The following is a 17,635-nucleotide window of genomic DNA, read 5'->3' on the forward strand; positions in this document are numbered from 1 at the left end:
GGCGGGTAAAAGGCTCCGGGGCCGACGCGGCTCAGGTAATGCCCGGCCCTTCCTGCTGAAGCTGAGCGTCCGTGACGGCGATGGCGGTCATGTTGACGATCCCGCGCGCGGTAACGGATGGCGTCACGATGTGGGCCGGCCGGTCACAGCCGAGCAGTATCGGGCCGACAGAAAGGGCATCGGTGGTCTGCTTCAGCAGGTTGTAGGCGATGTTTGCCGCATCCAGCGACGGCATGATCAGCAGGTTCGCCGCGCCCTTGAGTTCCGCGTCCGGGAAAAGACGCTCGCGGATCTGCTCGTCCAGGGCCGCGTCGCCCTGCATCTCCCCCTCGATCTCGAGATCCGGGTGATCCCGGCGCAGGAGGGCGACCGCGTCGCGTACCCGCTGGGCCGATTCCGCGTTCGAGGTCCCGAAGTTTGAATGGGACAGCATCGCCACCTTCGGCTCGATGCCGAACCGTCGCATCTGCCGGGCGGCCAGGACGGCCATTTCGGCAAGCGCGTCGGGGTCCGGTTCCGGCGAGATGTGTGTATCCGCGAGGAACAGGGTACCTTTCGGCATGATGAGCATCGTCAGGCCCGACAGGTGACTGACCCGCGGGCGCCGGCCAAGGATGTCGTCGACGTCGCGCAGGTGATCCTGGTAAATGCCGGTGTGGCCGCAGATCATTCCGTCCGCCTCGCCGCGCTTGACCATCAATGCCGCGATGACCGTGTTATTGGTTCGCACGATCGTACGGGCGGTGTCGGGCGACACACCCTTGCGCGCCATGCACTGGTGATAGAGGGTCCAGTACTCGCGGTAACGCGGATCGTCCTCCGGATCGCAAAGCTCGAAATCGGTGTCCATTTCGAGGCGCAGATCCAGTCGGTTGATGCGCCGCCGCACGACTTCCCGACGCCCGATGACGATCGGTACGCCCAGTTGCTCGTCGACCACGACCTGGATGGCGCGGAGCACCCGTTCCTGCTCTCCGTCGGCGAAGACCACGCGCTTGGGTGACTGGCGGGCCTTCTCGAACACGGGCTTCATGACCATCGTCGACCGATAGACAAATGCCTGCAGACGGTTGTTGTAGGCCTCGAAATCCTGGATCGGGCGGGCCGCGACACCCGTTTCCATGGCGGCCCGCGCCACCGCGGGCGCGATCTCCAGAATCAGGCGCGGGTCGAACGGTTTCGGGATCAGGAAATCGCGGCCAAACGTAAGCGATTGATCTTCATAAGCGCTTGCGACCGCCTCTGTCGCCTCTTTCTGCGCGAGCGCGGCGATCGCTTCGGCGCAGGCGACCTTCATCGCGTCGTTGATCTCGGTGGCGCCGCAGTCGAGTGCGCCCCGGAAGATGAACGGGAAACACAACACGTTGTTGATCTGGTTCGGGTAATCGGAGCGGCCCGTCCCCATGATCACGTCATCGCGCGCCGCCTTCGCTTCTTCGGGCCAGATTTCGGGTACTGGATTCGCCAGCGCGAAAATCAGCGGGTTCGCGGCCATGCGCTTGACCATTTCAGCGGTCAGAACGCCCGGGGCCGAGAGTCCGAGGAAGAGATCCGCTCCGTCGATGATCTCGCCCAGCGTTTCCGCATCGGTCTCGCGGGCATAGCGAGCCTTGTACTGGTCCATGCTGTCTTCACGGTCGGTCCGCACGACACCCTTCGCGTCGGTTACGGTGATGTGGTCCTTGCGTGCGCCGACGGAGCAGAGCATATCGAGACAGGCGAGCGCGGCGGCGCCGGCGCCCGAGCAGACGATGTGCAGATCCTCGACTTTCTTGCCGACCACTTCCATCGCGTTAAGCGTCGCGGCGGCCACGCAGATTGCCGTGCCATGCTGGTCGTCGTGAAAGACCGGGATGTTCATACGCTCGCCGAGGCGGCGCTCGATCTCGAAGCACTCGGGGGCTTTGATATCTTCCAGGTTGATGCCGCCGAAGGTTGGCTCGAGCGCGGCGACTGCATCGCAGAAGCGGTCGACATCGGGCTGGTCGACCTCTATATCGAACACGTCGATGTTGGAGAATGCCTTGAACAGAACCGCCTTGCCCTCCATGACGGGCTTCGCGGCGAGTGCGCCGATATTGCCGAGGCCCAGGACGGCGGAACCGTTGGTGATGACCCCGACCAGGTTCGCTCGCGCGGTCACGGTGGAGGCTTCCAGCGGGTCGTCCACGATGGCACGGCACGCCGCGGCGACGCCGGGAGAGTAGGCGAGACTCAGGTCGCGCTGGTTGGCCAGCGGTTTGGTCGCGACGACACCCAGTTTCCCGGGCGGATCCATCCGGTGATAAATCAGCGCCTGCTTGTCGAATTCTTCGCGATTCTCTTCGTGATCGGTCATGGGTATAAGGTGAGCCCTTCGGCGGGATAGATATCGTTTTTCGAGGCGGAAACGGTAGCACGGATCGGCATCCGGTCCGAGCGAGAATCGCCCCGATCCGGCTCAGCGGGCGTCGGTAATCGATTCGAGTGCTTCCTCGGCGCCGCCAACGAATGCGCCGTCGACGAAGACCTGGGGCAACAGTGGCCAGTCGGTCCAGTCACGCAACCGGTGGAAACGGTCGCGCTCGACGCCCGAGCCCATGCCCATCGTGATCTCCCGATAGCCGATACCTTCGCGCTCGAGGTGCGCGATCAGGCTGCGGGTGTCGGTCAGATTGCTGCGGAAGATGACGACCCGGGCCGAGCGGAGGAACTCCGCGATGTCGGCGGGTGCGTCCGCGTCGTCGACGGATACGTATTTCATGCGATCCCCTTGATGGTCTCGAAGGCCGCGAGCGCCGCCTGGCGGCTCGCCTTGAGATCGACGAGCGGCCGCGGGTAATGGAGGCCAGGCGTGATCCCGGCGGCTTCGAGTGCGTTTGCCGGCGCCTGCCATGGCGCATGGATGTGCCGGTCCGGCAGCGCGGAGATCTCCGGTACCCAGGTCCGTACGTATGCGCCATCGGGATCGAAGCGCTCGCCCTGGCGGACCGGGTTGAAGATCCGGAAATACGGGGCCGCATCGGCACCGCAGCCGCCGGCCCATTGCCAGCCGAGCGTGTTGCTGGCGAGGTCCGCGTCGACCAGCGTATCCCAGAACCAGCGGGCGCCCTGCAGCCAGTTGAGGCGCAGGTTTTTGGTCAGGAATGAGGCGACGACCATGCGGATGCGGTTGTGCATCCAGCCGCAGTGCCAGAGCTGCCGCATGCCGGCATCGACCAGTGGCACACCCGTCTGCCCGGCCTGCCACGCGGCAAGGTCCTGGGCGGCCTCGCCGTCGGGGTCGCGCCATGGAAACGCCTCGAAGCGTTCGTTGAGCGGGCGTTCCGGTGTCTGTGGGAAATGAAACAGCAGGTGATGGGCGAAGTCGCGCCAGCCGAGCTCGCTCAGGAATACCCCGGCGGAGTCGGTCTCCGCCTGTCCGCACTGGCGCAGCGCCCGGACGATCTGGCGCGGGCCGAGCTCACCGAAATGGAGATGCGGGGAAAGCGCCGAGGTCCCGTCCAGCGCGGGACGATCCCGGTCCTCTCGATAGCCGCCCACGAGGTCGCTGCAGAAGTGGTCGAGCCGGGCGAGCGCGCCGGCCTCACCCGGTTGCCAGGTGGCCTCGAGCCCCTGATCCCAGGGAATGGTTGGCTTTAGATCGAGGGCGGCGATCGGTTCGGAAGCCGGTGCGTGAGGCCGCCCCGGAATGCCCGCCGGCGCCGCCAGGACGGCATCCGGCAGGCCATAGCCCGATATGCGTTTCCAGAACGGCGTGAATACGCGGTAGGGCTGCCCCTGTCCGGTCTCGATCTGCCAGGGTTCGTAGAGCAGGGCGGCGTTGAAGCTCTCCGCGTGCACGCCCCGTTCGTCTCGCAGCCACGACTTGATCCGGCGGTCGCGCTCGATCGCCAGGGGCTCGTAGAGCCGGTTCCAGTAGACGGCCTCGGCGTCGGTCTCGTCGATCAGCTCGGCCAGCGCCTGCCCGGACGGCCCACGGCGGATGGTGAGCGGCGCGCCGGCGGCATCGAGGCTGTCGGCCAGCGCCTTCAGCGAATGATGCAGCCACCAGCACTGGGCATCGCCGGGTGCCCACGCGCCATCTTCTTCCGGCGCGTGGATGTACAGCGGGATCACCTGCTCGTGGCGCTCGACTGCCGCTGCCAGCGCAGGCTGGTCGGCCAGGCGCAGGTCGCGGCGAAACCAGACGATTGCGGTCGACATGCGGGGCTCTTCGGGGGGCAGCGGTTTCGGGATGCGCGCGTGGCCGCGCCGGTTATCGTTCGTCGAGACGCGGCCGCAGTTCGACCAGATTGCAGGGTCGGGTGCGGTAGTCGAGCTGGTCGCGGATGATCCGGTCAAACCCGGTCCGACAGGCCCCGGACGAGCCCGGCAATGCAAATACGAAGGTCCGGTTCGCCACGCCGGCGATCGCACGCGACTGTAGAGCCGACGTCCCGATCTCCTCGTAGGAAATCGCGCGGAAGATCTCGCCGAACCCCTCGATCGTTTTGTCGAACAGCGGCGCGAGGGCCTCGGGTGTCCCATCGCGGCCGGTGAGGCCGGTGCCGCCGGTGGCGATCACTGCGTCGATATCCGCGCGCGCGATCCAGTCGGACACGACCGCGCGGATCGCATAGCGATCGTCGCGCACGATACGGCGATCACCGAGGTGATGGCCAGCCGATTCCAGTCGATCCGCAAGCAGTTGTCCCGACTTGTCCGTGGCCTCCGTGCGGCTGTCGGAGACGGTCAGCACGGCGATGTGCAGTGGCTGGAAGCTGCGCTCTTCGGCGGCCATGGCAAGCGGTTCCCGGTGATTGCAGGCGGACCGGCATACGGTCCGCCAGAATCACGGTTCCGTCAATACACCAGTGCCCGTGTCAGCCCTTGGCCTCGGCACCCGCGCTCTGGAAGCCGCGGACCAGGTAGTCGAACAGCAGGCCATAGGCGATCCCGAGTGGAATCGCCACGATCGCGGTCGCCGCCATCAGCGAGGGCCAGAAATAGACGTCGCCGCGGATCAGTTCCATGGGCACGCCCGCGCTCAGGTTGCGTGAGGCGCTCTCGCTGATGAAGGTGACCGAGTAGATGTAGTTCGCCAGCGACAGCGAGAATGCGAAGACCACGCAGGCGCCGATACCTGGCAACGCCTGGGGTAGCACGACCTTGCGGAACGCCTGGAAGCGCGAGCAGCCATCGATCAGCGCGGCCTCATCGAGCTCCCGCGGTACCGAGCGGAAGAAGCCGAGCAGCAGCCAAGTGCAGAACGGCACGGTGGCAGTGGGCAGTACGAGCACCAGTGACCAGATCGTGTTGGTCAGGTTGAGATCGACCACGATCCGGAACAGGGGCAGAAACAGCAGCGACGGCGGCACCAGATAGACCAGGAAGATCGCCATCCCTGAGCTCTCGCCCCAGCGGCCCGTCAGCCGGGCCAGGGCGTAGGCGGCCGGCACCGCCAGCAGCACCGTGATGGCCACCACGCAGATACCGATGATCAGCGAGTTCCACAGGAACAGTGGATACTTCGTGTCGGTGAACAGGAAAATCAGGTGTTCGATGGTCGGGCCGCGTTCGTAGATGAACGGGTTGGCGTCCGCATCGAAGAGCTCGGACTGCTTCTTGAATACGGTGATCACCGCATAAAGAATCGGCAGGATCGAGAACAGTACGAGACCGACGACCGCGAAGTAGAAGCCCGACTTGCGTACGTTTCTGTGCATGAGTCGCTCCGTTCAGTCGCGGTGCAGGCGGGATGCGAAGCGTAGCGCCACGATCGCCGCCGCCAGCAGGACGGGGAACAGGAACAGCGCGATCGCCGCCCCCTGGCCGAGGTCGCCGCTCTCGATGCCTTTCTCGTAGGCCCAGAGCGGGAGGATCTGGGTCGAATGTCCCGGGCCGCCGCGCGTCAGCAGTTCGATCGTCGAGACCTCGCCGATCACCAGCAGGGCGGTGAACAGGATGGCGACGATCAACACCGGGGCCAGCGCCGGCAGCACGATGCGGAACAGGGTCCGGAAGAAACCGGCGCCGTCGATCTGGGCCTGCTCGAGCCGTTCACGCGGGATGGACAGGCGTCCGGCGAGCACGATGATGGTCGCCAGCGGCAGGGTCCGCCAGGCGTCGACGAAAACGGCCGATGCCATGCCCCAGCCCGTGCGGCCGAGGTAGTACACGTGACGGCTTGGCCCGAAGATTCCGTCCGGTCCGAGGATGCCGATCTGGACCAGGATCCAGTCGATCGGACTGAACTGCGAATCCAGTAACCACAGCCACGTGATCGCGGCCAGTGACACCGGCATCGCCCACGGCATCATGAACAGGACCTGTACCAGCCGCTTGCCACGGAATTCGCGCGCCAGTATCTCCACGGCGATGGTCGCCAGCACGACGATGGTCGTGACGGTCGCCGCGGTGATGATCAGGCTGTTCCACAGGGCCGTCCAGAACGCCTCCTGGCCGGTCACGGCGATGAAATTGTCGAGTCCGACGAAATTGTCGATCCGCGGATCGCCGGCGGTCGCATCGCTCAGGCTGAGCAGGATCGCCATGAAGAAGGGAACGGCGACGAAGAACACGACATAAAGGACCGCCGGCGCCAGCATGACGAGTCCCAGCACGCCCGGGCGTTCGAGTGCCTCGCTGACGCGCCCCAACAGACCGGTGGGGGCTGCCGATACGGGGTGGTGTCGTCCGGTCGCGGTACTCATGCGGCGGCCACCCCCGGACCATTCATGCGCTCACCACTGCGGGGATCGAAGTAGCGTGCATTGGACTGGCGGATCACGAAACGCCGGCGCTCGCCGGTGCCGAAACTCGGCGGTTCCGCAGAGCGCAGGCGGCCGATCACCCGTGGGGCACGGTCACCCTCCGGGACACCGCCACGCACGGCGCCGTAGATCAGCCATTCGGCACCGAGGAATTCGAGGTGCTCGATCTCGACATCGAGGTCCAGAGCGATCTCTTCTTTGGGCACGCTCTCGGCGTCCAGCAGATGCTCCGGGCGCGCGCCGAGAATCGTATCGCCCAGATCAAGCAGATTCATGGGCGGATCGCCGATAAACCCGGCGACGAACAGATTACCGGGATTCTCGTAGAGTTCGCGCGGCGTACCCAACTGATGAATCCGGCCGTCATGAATCACGGCGACGCGATCGGCGAGACCTAGGGCCTCGAGCTGGTCGTGCGTTACGTAGAGCGTCGTGATCTGGGTGCGGTCGTGCAGCTCACGGAGTTCGCCCCGTGCCTGACTGCGGATCTGCGCGTCGAGCGACGAGAGCGGTTCGTCGAACACGAAGAGCTCCGGATCCCGGACCAGGGCGCGCGCCAGGGCAACGCGCTGCATCTGGCCCCCGGAAAGCCGGGTTGGGCGGCGCTCGAGCAGGTTCTCGATCTCGAGGATGCCGGTAACCCAGTCGATTTTCTGTTTCTGCTCCGCCTCCGGCACTTTGCGCGCGACCAATGGAAAGCGGATGTTGTCGCGTACGTTCATGTGCGGGTAGAGCGCGAAGTTCTGGAACACCATCGCGACGTTGCGCCGTTTCGGCGGCACGCCGACGATGGACTCGTTGTCGACGAGAATGTCGCCGGACGAGGGTTCCTCCAGGCCTGCCACCATCCGCATCAAAGTGCTCTTGCCCGAGCCGGATGGGCCGAGAATCGCAAGCAGTTCACCGTCCTCCGAAGTCAGGTCGATGCCATTGACCGCCGGGATGCGGCCGAAGTGTTTCTCGAGTGCCCGCGTTTCGAGTATCGCCATGGATCCATGTCCGGGTTGGGTGGTGGGAGCGTTGCTGAGATCGCAGTGGACCCGCCCAACCGGTCGTGCGGTCGAGTCCGTGCTGCGTTGTGAAGTTGCCCGGCCGGACCGCAACCTGCGCGGTCCGGCCCGGCGCTGGCCAGTGGCCCGGAACGTCAGCCGTCGCCGACGTAACCGCGTTTGCGCCACTTCTCGAAGATGGCCCGGATCTCTTCGGCCGTATCTTCGACCGCTTCTTCCGGTTCTTTCACGCCGCGCGCGACGTCCGCCATCATGCTGGAGACCAGGTTGGTCTGGTACACCTCACTGATGGCCGGGTTCGCGTAGCCCGGGTAACCCAGCCAGGCGGTCCAGTCCTCGGCAGTCTGCAGCAGCTTGAGCTTGTCCGGCGGCTCCGCACCCCAGGGATCGTCGTCCAGCCAGCTGTCGTCCCCGAACAGCTGCGGGACCTGTGAGGAGAACGCGGGGAAGTTATAGAACTTGGAGTAATAGCTGGCACTGGCGTAGTTGTTCTCCAGGTCCAGCATGAACTTCTTCGCCGCCGCGATCTTGTCCTCGTCGGTCACGTATTCCGGCATGGTGTGGATGAACCACACGTGGGCCGGCATCTTTTTGTCGCCGCGTGGGCCTTTGAGCCCCGGCCGGAAACCGGTATCCGCGGCAACCTCCGGCGAGTCCTCCTGCGCGCTGCGGTAGAAGGAGATCGAGTTCTGGATGTACGAGGCCTGTCCGGCGATGAAGGTCTGGTTGTTCGACGCCGCGTTCCACGCGAAAACCTCGGGCGTCATGGCGTTGTCGAACAGTTTCTTCTGGTATTTCACCGCCTCCAGGACTTCGGGCGAGTCGAAGGTGACATTGCCTTCCTCGTCCTGGATCGAGCCGCCGAACGACCAGATCAGCGCACGGGCGTAGAACTCCGAGTCGATTTCCGGCGACATGCCGAGGGCGACGGGCGTGCCCGTTTTCTCGAAGATCTTCTTGCCGCCCTTGAGGAGGTCGTCATAGCTCTCCGGGCCTTCAGGATAGCCGGCGTCCTTCCAGAGGGAACGACGATAGTCGCCCGGGTCGGGCACCCAGCCATGACAGAAGCCGTACCAGATGTCCTGCGAGGGCAGATAGCTGGAGCGCTCACAGGTCCCGGAACGCTCGCCGAACTCCGCCTGCGCGGCCTTGTTGACGTCCTCGAGCGGCTTAAGGCCCTCGATGAAAGAGGTCGGTGGCGCGTTCATCTCGAACAGCGTCGCGCCCTCGCCGGCGGAGATCGAGGCGGACAGGGTAGAGGGGACTTCGGCGATGTTGATGAAGTTGACCGTTACATCGACGTTGTTGGCCTCGCCCCATGCCTCGGCATAATTCTCGAACCACTCGTCGTACCGGGGTACGAAGTGGCTCCACTGCGTAATGCTGATGCTCGTGCCGTCGGGGAATTCCTCCGGAAAGTTCATGTCCCCGTATGAGGTCTTGTCGAAAACTGGGTCCGGCGGTTCGCCGGCGGCCTGTGCTCCGCCCACGGAGAGGATCGTGGCGAGGGTGGAGCCGAGGAGTACGCCGCCACGGCGTACCCGCGGGAATACATGGGTTTCTGTTGACATTGTTGCCTCCTTGTGAAACCCGGAATGTGCATAATCGAGTGTACGGTGGTGCCAGCGCCTGTCAAATCTGTAATGTCTGGTGAGCAGTTCCTCCATTGGTTCCGGGCGGGCGGAAGACGCGTCGCCGTTCGCGGTGCTCTGGTAGCATGCGCCCTTCACCAGCGGTCGTGCGGCCCTGCCAACGCCCATCACCCGCCCATCCGGAGCTGGACTTGAGCGAACGAATACACAAAGTCCTCGCGCGAGCGGGGCTGGGCTCGCGGCGGGCCGTCGAACGCCTGCTGGCCGACGGCGCGATCCGCGTCAACGGAGAGGTCGCCGCGGTCGGCGCCGCACTGGAGCGCGATGATCGGGTCCAGGTTGAAGGCCGGTCCTACCGCGTCGTCATGCGCCCCGCGCAGCACGCCCGCTGGCTGCGTTATCACAAGCCGGAAGGTCAGGTCAGCACCCGCAGCGATCCCGAGGGCCGACCGACCGTATTCGATCCGCTGCCGCGGCTGCGTGAAGCGGGCGGGCGCTGGGTCTCGCTCGGGCGGCTGGACGTAAACACCACCGGGCTCATGCTGTTCACCGATGATGGGGCCCTGGCCAATGCGCTCACGCACCCGTCGGCCGGAATCGAACGCGAATACGCGGTCCGGGTGCGCGGTACGGTCGCGGCGGAAACGCTCGAACGCCTGACTACGGGCGTGCTGCTGGATGACGGAGAGGCGAAATTCGATCGCATCATCGACGCCGGGGGGCAGGGCGCCAACCACTGGTACCACGTGATCCTGCACGAAGGCCGGCGCAATGAGGTGCGGCGTATCTGGGAAGCGGTCGGCTGTCAGGTCGCGCGCCTGACCCGCGTGCGTTTCGGCCCGATCACGTTGCCGCGCCACATCCGGCCGGGTCGTTTCGAGGATCTGCCCACCGAGGACATCCGGGCCCTGCAGCAGCTCGCCGGCGTCGGTAATGGTGGCGGGGAACTCGCGCTCGAACCCGAGTCCAGCCGCGGCAAACGGGCCGCCCGGGCGCGTGGCAAGGGTAAACCGCGCAAGTCGCGTACGCGGGCCGGCACCGGCGCGACCGAATCCGGAGGCCGGAAGCGACGATGACCGTGGCCGGCCGACGCGCTGGCATCGCGGCGATTCTCGCCGGCGGTGTCGTGCTCGCCCTCAACATGGGGCTGCGGCAGACGTACGGCCTGTTTCTCGAACCCATGACCACGGCGCTGCCGGTCAGTCACACTGCCTTCGGCCTTGCCATTGCCGTCCAGAATCTGCTCTGGGGCGCGCTCACGCCGTTGTTCGGCGCGGCTGCCGACCGCTGGGGCACGGGCCGCATGCTCGCTGTCGGCGCGGTCTTCTACAGTGCGGGGCTCGTGGTAATGGCGACCGCCCAGACACCGGTCGGCATCCATCTGGGCGCCGGGATTCTGACCGGCATCGCGGTCGCGGCGACGGGATTTCCGCTGGTCCTTGCGGCGGTGGCCCGCAGCGTTCCGGAAGCGCGCCGCAGCACCGCGCTCGGGCTCGCGACCGCGGGCGGCTCGATTGGGCAATTCCTGTTGCTGCCAGGCACCCAGGGGCTGATCTCGGGCCTCGGCTGGCCGGCGGCGCTGTTGGGTCTAGCCCTGCTGGCGGCGTTCATCCTGCCGTTCGCCATCCCGCTGCGGGGACGGCCGATGCGCGCCGAGGGCAGCGAGCAGCGACTCGGTGAAGCGCTCGGCGAAGCCGGCCGGCATCGCGGCTATCTCCTGCTCACCGGCGGTTTCTTCGTCTGCGGTTTCCATATCGCGTTCGTCGCCACGCACCTGCCGGCGTATGTCACCGCCAACGGTCTCGCACCGCTGGTCGGTGCGACCGCCCTCGGTATCGTCGGGTTCTTCAACATCATTGGTACTTTCGGGTTCGGTTGGGCCGGCGGACGGTGGCGCAAAAAACACCTGCTCTGCGGAATTTATCTCGCGCGGGCGGCCGCTATCGGGATGCTCTTGGTCGTGCCGTTCACGACGGCCAGCGTGTTCGCCTTTGCCGCCGTGTTCGGGGTTCTCTGGCTGGGCACCGTGCCGCTCACCAGTGGTCTGGTCGGTGACATTTTCGGTGCCCGTTTCCTCGCGACGCTGTTCGGTATCGTCATGTTCAGTCATCAGATCGGCGCATTCTTCGGCGCCTGGCTCGGCGGCGTCAGCGTCGATATGACGGGCGGTTACGAGATCATCTGGCTGCTCGCGATCGCGCTGTCGCTGCTCGCCGCCGCCCTGCACGCGCCGATTGCGGATCGGCCGGTCGAGCGTGTGGCACCGGTGGCGCAATGACCCGGTTGCACGCGAACACGGCGCGCAGCGTGTACCGGCGCCTGCTCGATGCCTACGGCCCGCAGGGCTGGTGGCCGGCGGACAGCGCGTTCGAGATCGTGGTCGGCGCGGTGCTTACCCAGAACGCTGCCTGGACCAACGTCGAGTACGCGCTCACTCACCTGCGCGAAGCCGATGCGCTGTCACCGGAGGCGATCCTCGCGTTGCCGGACGAGCGGCTGGGCGCGTTGATACGACCCAGCGGCTATTTCAACGTCAAGGCGCAGCGCCTCAAGGCGGTGTGCCGATTCCTTGTGGATGCGGGTGGCATTGAAGCCCTGCGTGACCGCGAGACTCACGATCTGCGGGCCGCGTTTCTCGCTGTCCACGGGATCGGGCGCGAGACCGCCGACGATATCGTGCTGTACGCGTTCCACCGCCCGGTGTTCGTGATCGATGCCTACACGCGCCGGATCTTCGAGCGCCTGGGCCTGTTCGCGGGCGGCGAGGCGTACGAGGCGTTGCGGGGCGCCTTCGAACGGGCCCTTGGCCCGGACGTGCCCGTGTATCAGGAATACCACGGACTGATTGTCGAGCACTGCAAGGCCGTATGCGCGGTCCGCCCGCGCTGTGCCGACTGCTGCCTGCGCCAGCGTTGTCCCGTCGGCCGCGGCAACGGGCCTGAGCACGTGGTCCGCCGATCGGCGTAGCCCGGATCCAGCGCAGTGGAATCCTGGAATCATCCCGTGCCCGCGGTATCCCGCAGAGGCGCAGAGCGCGCGGAGAACGCGAAGAAGGCCGATAATCGCGTTGCGGTGAATACTCCCCGCACTGCAAAGCTCATTTGCCTCCCCTTGCGTGCTTTGCGGACTCCGCGGCTCCGCGTGATACCGTTTTTCTGGCTCCAGAATTCCACTGCGCTGTAGACTCATGCCAGGCGCGCCGGATGCGCGCCGATCATCAGGCCATCCACGGAGGGAACCATGCGCGCCTTCGCATTCGTTTTGTTGACCTTTCTTGCGGTACTTCCGGTTACGGCGGCGGATCCAGACCCGGACCCACCGAATCTCATGCACGCCTCGAGCTGGGGCGAGCGGGGAGACGTGTCGTCGTACCTGGTCAGCGAGAAGCTCGATGGCGTCCGCGGTCACTGGACCGGCGAGCGCCTCCTCACCCGTGGCGGTCATGCGGTCGATCCCCCCGAATGGTTCACCGCCGGCTGGCCATCTACCCCGATGGACGGCGAGCTGTGGCTCGGCCGTGGCCGTTTCGCCGCGGTTAGCGGGATCGTGCGGACCCGGGAACCGGTAGACGCCGAATGGCGCGAGGTGCGGTTCATGGTGTTCGACCTGCCGGCGCATGAGGGGCCGTTCGAGGTGCGTGCCCGGCGGATCCGGACGCTGCTGGATGGCGCCGCCGTACGGTGGCTGCAGCCCGTGCGGCAGTTTCCGGTCGCGAACGCGGACGCGCTCGATCAACGCCTCGAGCGGATCGTCGATGCGGGCGGCGAGGGCCTGATGCTGCATCGCCGCGATGCGCACTACCGGGCCGGACGCAGCGATACCCTGTTGAAGTACAAGACGTCGGCTGACGCCGAGGCCCGGGTGGTGGCGCATACGCCCGGCAGGGGGCGTTACCGGGGCATGCTCGGTGCGCTGGTCGTCGAGCGACCCGACGGCCTGCGATTCCGCCTCGGTACAGGCTTCAGCGACGCGCAACGCGCGGACCCACCGCCCGTCGGCAGCCGCGTCACGTATCGCTACAACGGCTTCACGGTGAACGGTGTGCCCCGCTTCGCGCGCTTTCTGCGGCTGCGGCCACGCAGGCGTGACAGCCCGAAGGACTGATCAAGCGGTGCCCTGTAAGGGCGCGGCATGCTTGACCACCGCCACGGTGGCCGGCAGATTGCTTTACCGCCTGCAACAGGCTATCCCCATCCGACGCCGTGGACCCATTCCATGAAGATCTCTGGATTTCGCGCACTTTCACTGATCGTCTTTGTGGTCGCGGCCCTGACCGCCATACCCGTGCATGCGAGCGATTCCCGCTCGGTGGGTGATCTCCGGATCGAGCGGCCGTGGTCGCGGGTGACGCCACCGGGAACACCGGTCGGGGCGGGATACATGACCATCGTGAATACCGCGGATGAACCCGATCGCCTGATCGCGGCGGAATCACCCGCGGCCGGACGCGTGCAGATCCATCGCAGCGTGAAAAAGGAAGGCACGAGTTCGATGGTCCATCAGAAGGGGGGTGTGGTCGTGCCGCCCGCGGGGCAGCTCGAATTCAGCCCCGGCGGGTATCACCTCATGCTCATGCAGCTGCAGGCGCCACTGGAGCAGGGCCAGCGTGTCCCGGTCACGCTGCGGTTCGAGCGGGCCGGTCGGATCCAGGTGGACCTGATCGTTCGCTCACTGACGGCCGGACCCCCGAAGCAGGACTGATGCGGTTTGCTCCAACGGCCTGAAGGCTGGATCGGGGCGGGATTCGGCGAAGCCGGGGGATCGAGGCCTGACTGTATGTATCACGGCAGCGCGGATCGCGCGTACCATCGATCTCGCGGGCAGGCGATGATGGACGATGGTCCCGGTACCGCTATGGGAGCCATCGATAATGGGAACCGGTATGTCAGCCATGCACAAATGGTGTCTCGCCGCAGCGATACTGGTTCTGACTGGCGGCTGCGCCGGACTGGAACAGGCGCTGGAAGATCGCAAGCCGAAGGTCTCGATGGAAGGGATGCGCCTCGCGGCCGTCGACTTCGATCGCGCCCGGGTCGTCTTCGATGTCGTCATCGACAACCCGAATCCCGTCGGGATCGATCTCGCGGGGTTCGATTATGTCCTCCGTCTCGGCGGCAACGAATTCCTCTCTGGCAAACGCGACCGTGCGGTCCGCCTGCCGCCGGATGGCAGGGAATCCATCGCCATACCGCTGGACATACCGTTTGCACGCGTCGCGGAGTTGCCCGGCGACCTGCGTGGGCGTCAGAGCGTGGACTATGGCCTCGACCTCGGGCTCGACTTCGATCTGCCCGCTCTCGGTCGTCAAAGGCTCGGGACATCCACCACCGGCAACATCCCGATACCGCAACGGCCCGGAATCTCGCTTGAAGGCGTGCGGGTGGCGGAGCTTGGATTGTCGGGCGCCGAACTCGTCCTCGAACTCGGCATCGATAATCCGAACGACTTCGGCATCGATCTGGATCGTCTGGTCTACGCCCTTGCCATCAACGGGCGTCGCTGGGCCGGGAGCAGCCGCGAGACCGGCCTCTCACTTGCCCCCGAGGGCAGCACTGCCGTGGAGCTTCCGCTAAAGGTCAACTTCGGTGCGATCGGCATGGGTGCCTACGAACTGCTGCGGGGCGGGGCAAGCGCGGATTATCGCTTCACGGCCGACATCGCCGGCGATGCGGGGCTGCAGGGCTTCGGCGCGTTCGATTTTCCCGTCGAGCGCAGTGGCCGGATCAATCTGGCACGCTGAAGCGAGGCGGCACGCTGGTTACGCGGCCTGGTGCCCTGGCGCCATTTCCGTCAGTGAATGCTCCAGGATCGCAAGGCCTTCCTCGACGATCGCGTCCGATGCCGTAAGCGGCACCAGAATCCGGATGGTATTGCCGTAGACGCCGCAGGAAAGGAGGACCAGGCCGTGCTCACGCGCGCGGGCGCAGAGGGCCCTGGCGGCCTCGGGGGCGGGGGTCGTGCTGCCTGCCGCCGTGACCAGATCGAATGCGATCATCGAACCCAGTCCGCGCAGTTCTCCGATCGGGTGGACGTCGTCGCGGGCGGCGATCTGCTGGAGTCGGGAGACGATCTGACTGCCCAGCGTTGCCGACCGTTCGACCAGTCCTTCCTGCTCGATCGCATCCAGCACGCCGAGCGCGGCGGCGCAGGCGACCGGATGGCCGGCGTAGGTACCACCGAGGCCGCCCGGTTGCGCGGCATCCATGATGTCGGCCTTGCCGACCACCCCTGCCAAAGGGAAACCGCCCGCCAGCGACTTCGCGACCGTCATAAGATCCGGCTCGATACCCGCGTGTTCCACCGCGAACAGCTTGCCCGTGCGGGCGAAGCCACTCTGTACCTCATCGACGATCAGGCAGATGCCATGCGCGTCGCAAAGCTCGCGCAGGCGCTGCAGGAGGGAGGGTGGGGCGACGTTGAAACCGCCCTCGCCCTGGACCGGTTCGATGATGATGGCGGCCACGCGTTCGGGTTCGACGCGCGTGCGGAACAGCCACTCGAGCGCCGCGAACGAATCGTCGACGGTGATCCCGTGGGCCGCCATGGGGAAGGGGACATGATGCAGATCGCCCGGGAATGGTCCGAAGTCGCGCTTATAGGGGTCGACCTTGCCGGTCAGGCCCATGGTCAGCAGCGTGCGGCCATGGAAACTGCCGTTGAACGCGACCACGTCCGAGCGCCCGGTCCAGGCGCGGGCAGCCTTGACCGAGTTCTCGACCGCCTCGGCGCCCGTGGTTACGAACAGGCTTTTCTTCGCTGAAGACCCGGGTGCGAGCGCGTTCAGGCGTTCGGCCAGCTCGACATAGGGTTCGTAGGGTGCGACCGCCCACGCGGTATGCGTGACGCGCTGGAGCTGCTGCTCGACACGCCGCATGACGGCCGGGTGCCGGTGGCCTGTGTTCAGCACCGCGATGCCGCCGGCGAAGTCGATGTAGCGGTATCCCTCCACATCCCACAGCTCGGCATTTTCGGCCCGATCGACAAAGAACGGCGCGCCCGGCGTGACGGCGCGCGGCGTCGCTGCCGCACGCCGCCCATTCAGACTGGCGTTATCGTTCATGTGATCGCTCCCGCGCATGCTCAAACCGGCTCGATTTCGTACCTGCAGCGGACCTAGGCCGCCTTCAGGCCTGACCGAAACCGGCCTCGTGGCGGTGGTCGTCGCCATGGTGAACCGGCGGCTGCGGAGTCGTAGCACTCATCTCGTCGGCCTCGTGCCGCGTGGCCTCCGGCTCGGGCGCCGCTTCGCGCGGGGCCGCCGGTACCCGGGCGGCGACGGTCCACACATGGCCGAACGGATCGATGAAACGGCCCATGCGTTCGTCGGAACGCTCGCTGATCTCGATCCGCGTCATCGGCAGCAGCGCGTGGGCACCGGCCTCCAGCGCGCGCTCGAAAACCGCGTCCGGATCCGCAAGGAACACCTTCTGGCCGACCGGGGTCCCGCCCAGGGCGAGAGGCGACAGCAGGCCCCATTCGGGCATTTCCTCGGCCATCAGGATCAGGGAGCCGCCGATCTTGAGTTCGACCTGGCTCACGCGTTCGCCTTCCGCCTCGTGGCTGCGGGGACCGGCCTTGGCCTCGAATACGGTTTCGTAGAACTCGACGGCCTGCTCGACACCCCGGACGACGAGGCCCGGCGTGACGGTGCGGTAGCCTTTCGGTACGGGATTGATCTTCTGCGTCATGGTGGTCAGTTCTCCAGATGACCGCGACCGCGACCGCGGTCGATTGCCTGCGATTGCTCTTGCTCCGTGCCGACATCATGTTTCATGATGTGGATATTGAAGGCCATGATGTCAGCACCATGGGCCATGATGCAAGTCTCGGCGTCGCCACCACCATTTCCCAGGCGGATCTCGCCTACCTGCGATCGGTCGGCCGTGTGGGGGAATTCGCGGTGGTCTACCGTACATACCGGCACCAGGCCGGCGGCGGCTTCGGCCGCCAGGAACAGCATCCGCTGACCTGGGGCGTGCTGGTCTACGTGGACGGTGTGCTCGCGCGCATGTACTCCGTGCGGGGCGCCGCGCGCGAGTGGACCAGTCTCGATCGTCTCGAGCGGTGGCTCCGCCAGCAGGGGTTCCGCTACTGGTGGACCCGTAACGATCTCGAGCCGACGGCCCTCTTCGAGGGCGAGGCGGAGAGCGCGACCGTTCCGGGCGAGGCGACGGATGAATGAAAAGCGCTCGCCGCGCGCCTTCGGATTGCGGGCGGTGAAGCGTACGCGTATGTTTCCATGCGCATATAACAACGACACGCCCGCGCCGTCGGCCGGAGATCGGGAATCAGCACAATC

At 66.0% G+C, this 17,635-nt stretch carries 17 protein-coding genes; 7 read left to right on the forward strand and 10 right to left on the reverse strand.

All coding sequences use genetic code 11. From position 1 onward, the window contains the following. Positions 1–31: 31 nt before the first annotated feature. From A0W70_RS02930 to A0W70_RS02965, 8 genes are all read right to left on the reverse strand, one after another. On the reverse strand, positions 32–2,338 hold the full coding sequence (locus tag A0W70_RS02930; RefSeq protein ID WP_070988141.1) for an NADP-dependent malic enzyme: 2,307 nt from the start codon (positions 2,336–2,338) through the stop codon (positions 32–34). A 102-nt stretch (positions 2,339–2,440) separates the two neighbouring features. Then, positions 2,441–2,743: a glutaredoxin gene (locus A0W70_RS02935; RefSeq protein ID WP_070988142.1), complete on the reverse strand. Its 303-nt coding sequence runs from the start codon at positions 2,741–2,743 to the stop codon at positions 2,441–2,443. Continuing rightward, on the reverse strand, positions 2,740–4,185 hold the full coding sequence (locus A0W70_RS02940) for a cryptochrome/photolyase family protein (protein ID WP_070988143.1): 1,446 nt from the start codon (positions 4,183–4,185) through the stop codon (positions 2,740–2,742). Before A0W70_RS02940 ends, A0W70_RS02935 begins: the two co-directional genes overlap by 4 nt. A 52-nt stretch (positions 4,186–4,237) precedes the next feature. Next, on the reverse strand, positions 4,238–4,762 hold the full coding sequence (moaB, locus tag A0W70_RS02945; RefSeq protein ID WP_070988144.1) for a molybdenum cofactor biosynthesis protein B: 525 nt from the start codon (positions 4,760–4,762) through the stop codon (positions 4,238–4,240). A gap of 82 nt (positions 4,763–4,844) precedes the next feature. Next, positions 4,845–5,687 (reverse strand): carbohydrate ABC transporter permease, encoded by an 843-nt coding sequence (locus tag A0W70_RS02950; RefSeq protein ID WP_070988145.1) that lies wholly within the window; start codon positions 5,685–5,687, stop codon positions 4,845–4,847. Between the two features lie 12 nt (positions 5,688–5,699). Next, entirely contained in the window at positions 5,700–6,674 is a 975-nt protein-coding gene (locus A0W70_RS02955) for a carbohydrate ABC transporter permease (RefSeq protein ID WP_083330715.1), read from the reverse strand. Continuing rightward, entirely contained in the window at positions 6,671–7,723 is a 1,053-nt protein-coding gene (locus A0W70_RS02960; RefSeq protein WP_070988146.1) for an ABC transporter ATP-binding protein, read from the reverse strand. The genes A0W70_RS02955 and A0W70_RS02960 overlap by 4 nt, the downstream gene beginning before the upstream one ends. Positions 7,724–7,878: 155 nt before the next feature. Continuing rightward, positions 7,879–9,315 (reverse strand): extracellular solute-binding protein, encoded by a 1,437-nt coding sequence (locus A0W70_RS02965; RefSeq protein ID WP_070988147.1) that lies wholly within the window; start codon positions 9,313–9,315, stop codon positions 7,879–7,881. 212 nt (positions 9,316–9,527) lie between these two features. Here A0W70_RS02965 and A0W70_RS02970 point away from each other — a divergent pair, with 212 nt between their 5' ends. The 6 genes from A0W70_RS02970 to A0W70_RS02995 all read left to right on the forward strand — a co-directional run bounded on the left by A0W70_RS02970 (position 9,528) and on the right by A0W70_RS02995 (position 15,076). After that, on the forward strand, positions 9,528–10,412 hold the full coding sequence (locus tag A0W70_RS02970; RefSeq protein WP_075109818.1) for a pseudouridine synthase: 885 nt from the start codon (positions 9,528–9,530) through the stop codon (positions 10,410–10,412). Further along, complete coding sequence (locus A0W70_RS02975) at positions 10,409–11,614, forward strand: MFS transporter (RefSeq protein WP_070988149.1); 1,206 nt, start codon at positions 10,409–10,411, stop codon at positions 11,612–11,614. Before A0W70_RS02970 ends, A0W70_RS02975 begins: the two co-directional genes overlap by 4 nt. Continuing rightward, positions 11,611–12,303: an endonuclease III domain-containing protein gene (locus tag A0W70_RS02980; protein WP_070988150.1), complete on the forward strand. Its 693-nt coding sequence runs from the start codon at positions 11,611–11,613 to the stop codon at positions 12,301–12,303. The genes A0W70_RS02975 and A0W70_RS02980 overlap by 4 nt, the downstream gene beginning before the upstream one ends. Before the next feature lie 273 nt (positions 12,304–12,576). Further along, on the forward strand, positions 12,577–13,440 hold the full coding sequence (locus tag A0W70_RS02985) for a DNA ligase (protein ID WP_070988151.1): 864 nt from the start codon (positions 12,577–12,579) through the stop codon (positions 13,438–13,440). Between the two features lie 111 nt (positions 13,441–13,551). Continuing rightward, a complete protein-coding gene (locus A0W70_RS02990) occupies positions 13,552–14,037 on the forward strand; it encodes a copper chaperone PCu(A)C (RefSeq protein WP_070988152.1) in 486 nt (161 codons plus the stop codon). Positions 14,038–14,227: 190 nt separating this feature from the next. Beyond that, positions 14,228–15,076, forward strand: a complete 849-nt coding sequence (locus A0W70_RS02995; protein WP_070988153.1) for an LEA/WHy family protein — start codon at positions 14,228–14,230, stop codon at positions 15,074–15,076. 18 nt (positions 15,077–15,094) lie between these two features. Here A0W70_RS02995 and gabT read toward each other — a convergent pair whose 3' ends face one another. Beyond that, positions 15,095–16,396: a 4-aminobutyrate--2-oxoglutarate transaminase gene (gabT, locus tag A0W70_RS03000; RefSeq protein WP_070988288.1), complete on the reverse strand. Its 1,302-nt coding sequence runs from the start codon at positions 16,394–16,396 to the stop codon at positions 15,095–15,097. Between the two features lie 64 nt (positions 16,397–16,460). After that, on the reverse strand, positions 16,461–17,024 hold the full coding sequence (locus tag A0W70_RS03005; protein WP_070988154.1) for a VOC family protein: 564 nt from the start codon (positions 17,022–17,024) through the stop codon (positions 16,461–16,463). Positions 17,025–17,041: 17 nt separating this feature from the next. On the opposite strand from A0W70_RS03005, the gene A0W70_RS16940 reads away from it, so the two are divergent. Continuing rightward, positions 17,042–17,518 (forward strand): hypothetical protein, encoded by a 477-nt coding sequence (locus A0W70_RS16940; RefSeq protein ID WP_175443052.1) that lies wholly within the window; start codon positions 17,042–17,044, stop codon positions 17,516–17,518. The last annotated feature ends 117 nt before the right edge of the window (positions 17,519–17,635 follow it).

Origin of the sequence: Halofilum ochraceum (assembly GCF_001614315.2) — a bacterium.
Lineage (GTDB): Bacteria > Pseudomonadota > Gammaproteobacteria > XJ16 > Halofilaceae > Halofilum > Halofilum ochraceum.

Bases quoted from the DNA above. Each gene is read 5' to 3' on its own strand.
- A0W70_RS16940 (WP_175443052.1), top strand. From the start codon at position 17,042: ATGACCGCGACCGCGACCGCGGTCGATTGCCTGCGATTGCTCTTGCTC.
- gabT (WP_070988288.1), bottom strand. From the start codon at position 16,396: ATGAACGATAACGCCAGTCTGAATGGGCGGCGTGCGGCAGCGACGCCG.
- moaB (WP_070988144.1), bottom strand. From the start codon at position 4,762: ATGGCCGCCGAAGAGCGCAGCTTCCAGCCACTGCACATCGCCGTGCTG.
- A0W70_RS02985 (WP_070988151.1), top strand. From the start codon at position 12,577: ATGCGCGCCTTCGCATTCGTTTTGTTGACCTTTCTTGCGGTACTTCCG.
- A0W70_RS02955 (WP_083330715.1), bottom strand. From the start codon at position 6,674: ATGAGTACCGCGACCGGACGACACCACCCCGTATCGGCAGCCCCCACC.
- A0W70_RS02975 (WP_070988149.1), top strand. From the start codon at position 10,409: ATGACCGTGGCCGGCCGACGCGCTGGCATCGCGGCGATTCTCGCCGGC.
- A0W70_RS02960 (WP_070988146.1), bottom strand. From the start codon at position 7,723: ATGGCGATACTCGAAACGCGGGCACTCGAGAAACACTTCGGCCGCATC.
- A0W70_RS02935 (WP_070988142.1), bottom strand. From the start codon at position 2,743: ATGAAATACGTATCCGTCGACGACGCGGACGCACCCGCCGACATCGCG.
- A0W70_RS02995 (WP_070988153.1), top strand. From the start codon at position 14,228: ATGCACAAATGGTGTCTCGCCGCAGCGATACTGGTTCTGACTGGCGGC.
- A0W70_RS02965 (WP_070988147.1), bottom strand. From the start codon at position 9,315: ATGTCAACAGAAACCCATGTATTCCCGCGGGTACGCCGTGGCGGCGTA.
- A0W70_RS02990 (WP_070988152.1), top strand. From the start codon at position 13,552: ATGAAGATCTCTGGATTTCGCGCACTTTCACTGATCGTCTTTGTGGTC.
- A0W70_RS03005 (WP_070988154.1), bottom strand. From the start codon at position 17,024: ATGACGCAGAAGATCAATCCCGTACCGAAAGGCTACCGCACCGTCACG.
- A0W70_RS02930 (WP_070988141.1), bottom strand. From the start codon at position 2,338: ATGACCGATCACGAAGAGAATCGCGAAGAATTCGACAAGCAGGCGCTG.
- A0W70_RS02950 (WP_070988145.1), bottom strand. From the start codon at position 5,687: ATGCACAGAAACGTACGCAAGTCGGGCTTCTACTTCGCGGTCGTCGGT.
- A0W70_RS02940 (WP_070988143.1), bottom strand. From the start codon at position 4,185: ATGTCGACCGCAATCGTCTGGTTTCGCCGCGACCTGCGCCTGGCCGAC.
- A0W70_RS02980 (WP_070988150.1), top strand. From the start codon at position 11,611: ATGACCCGGTTGCACGCGAACACGGCGCGCAGCGTGTACCGGCGCCTG.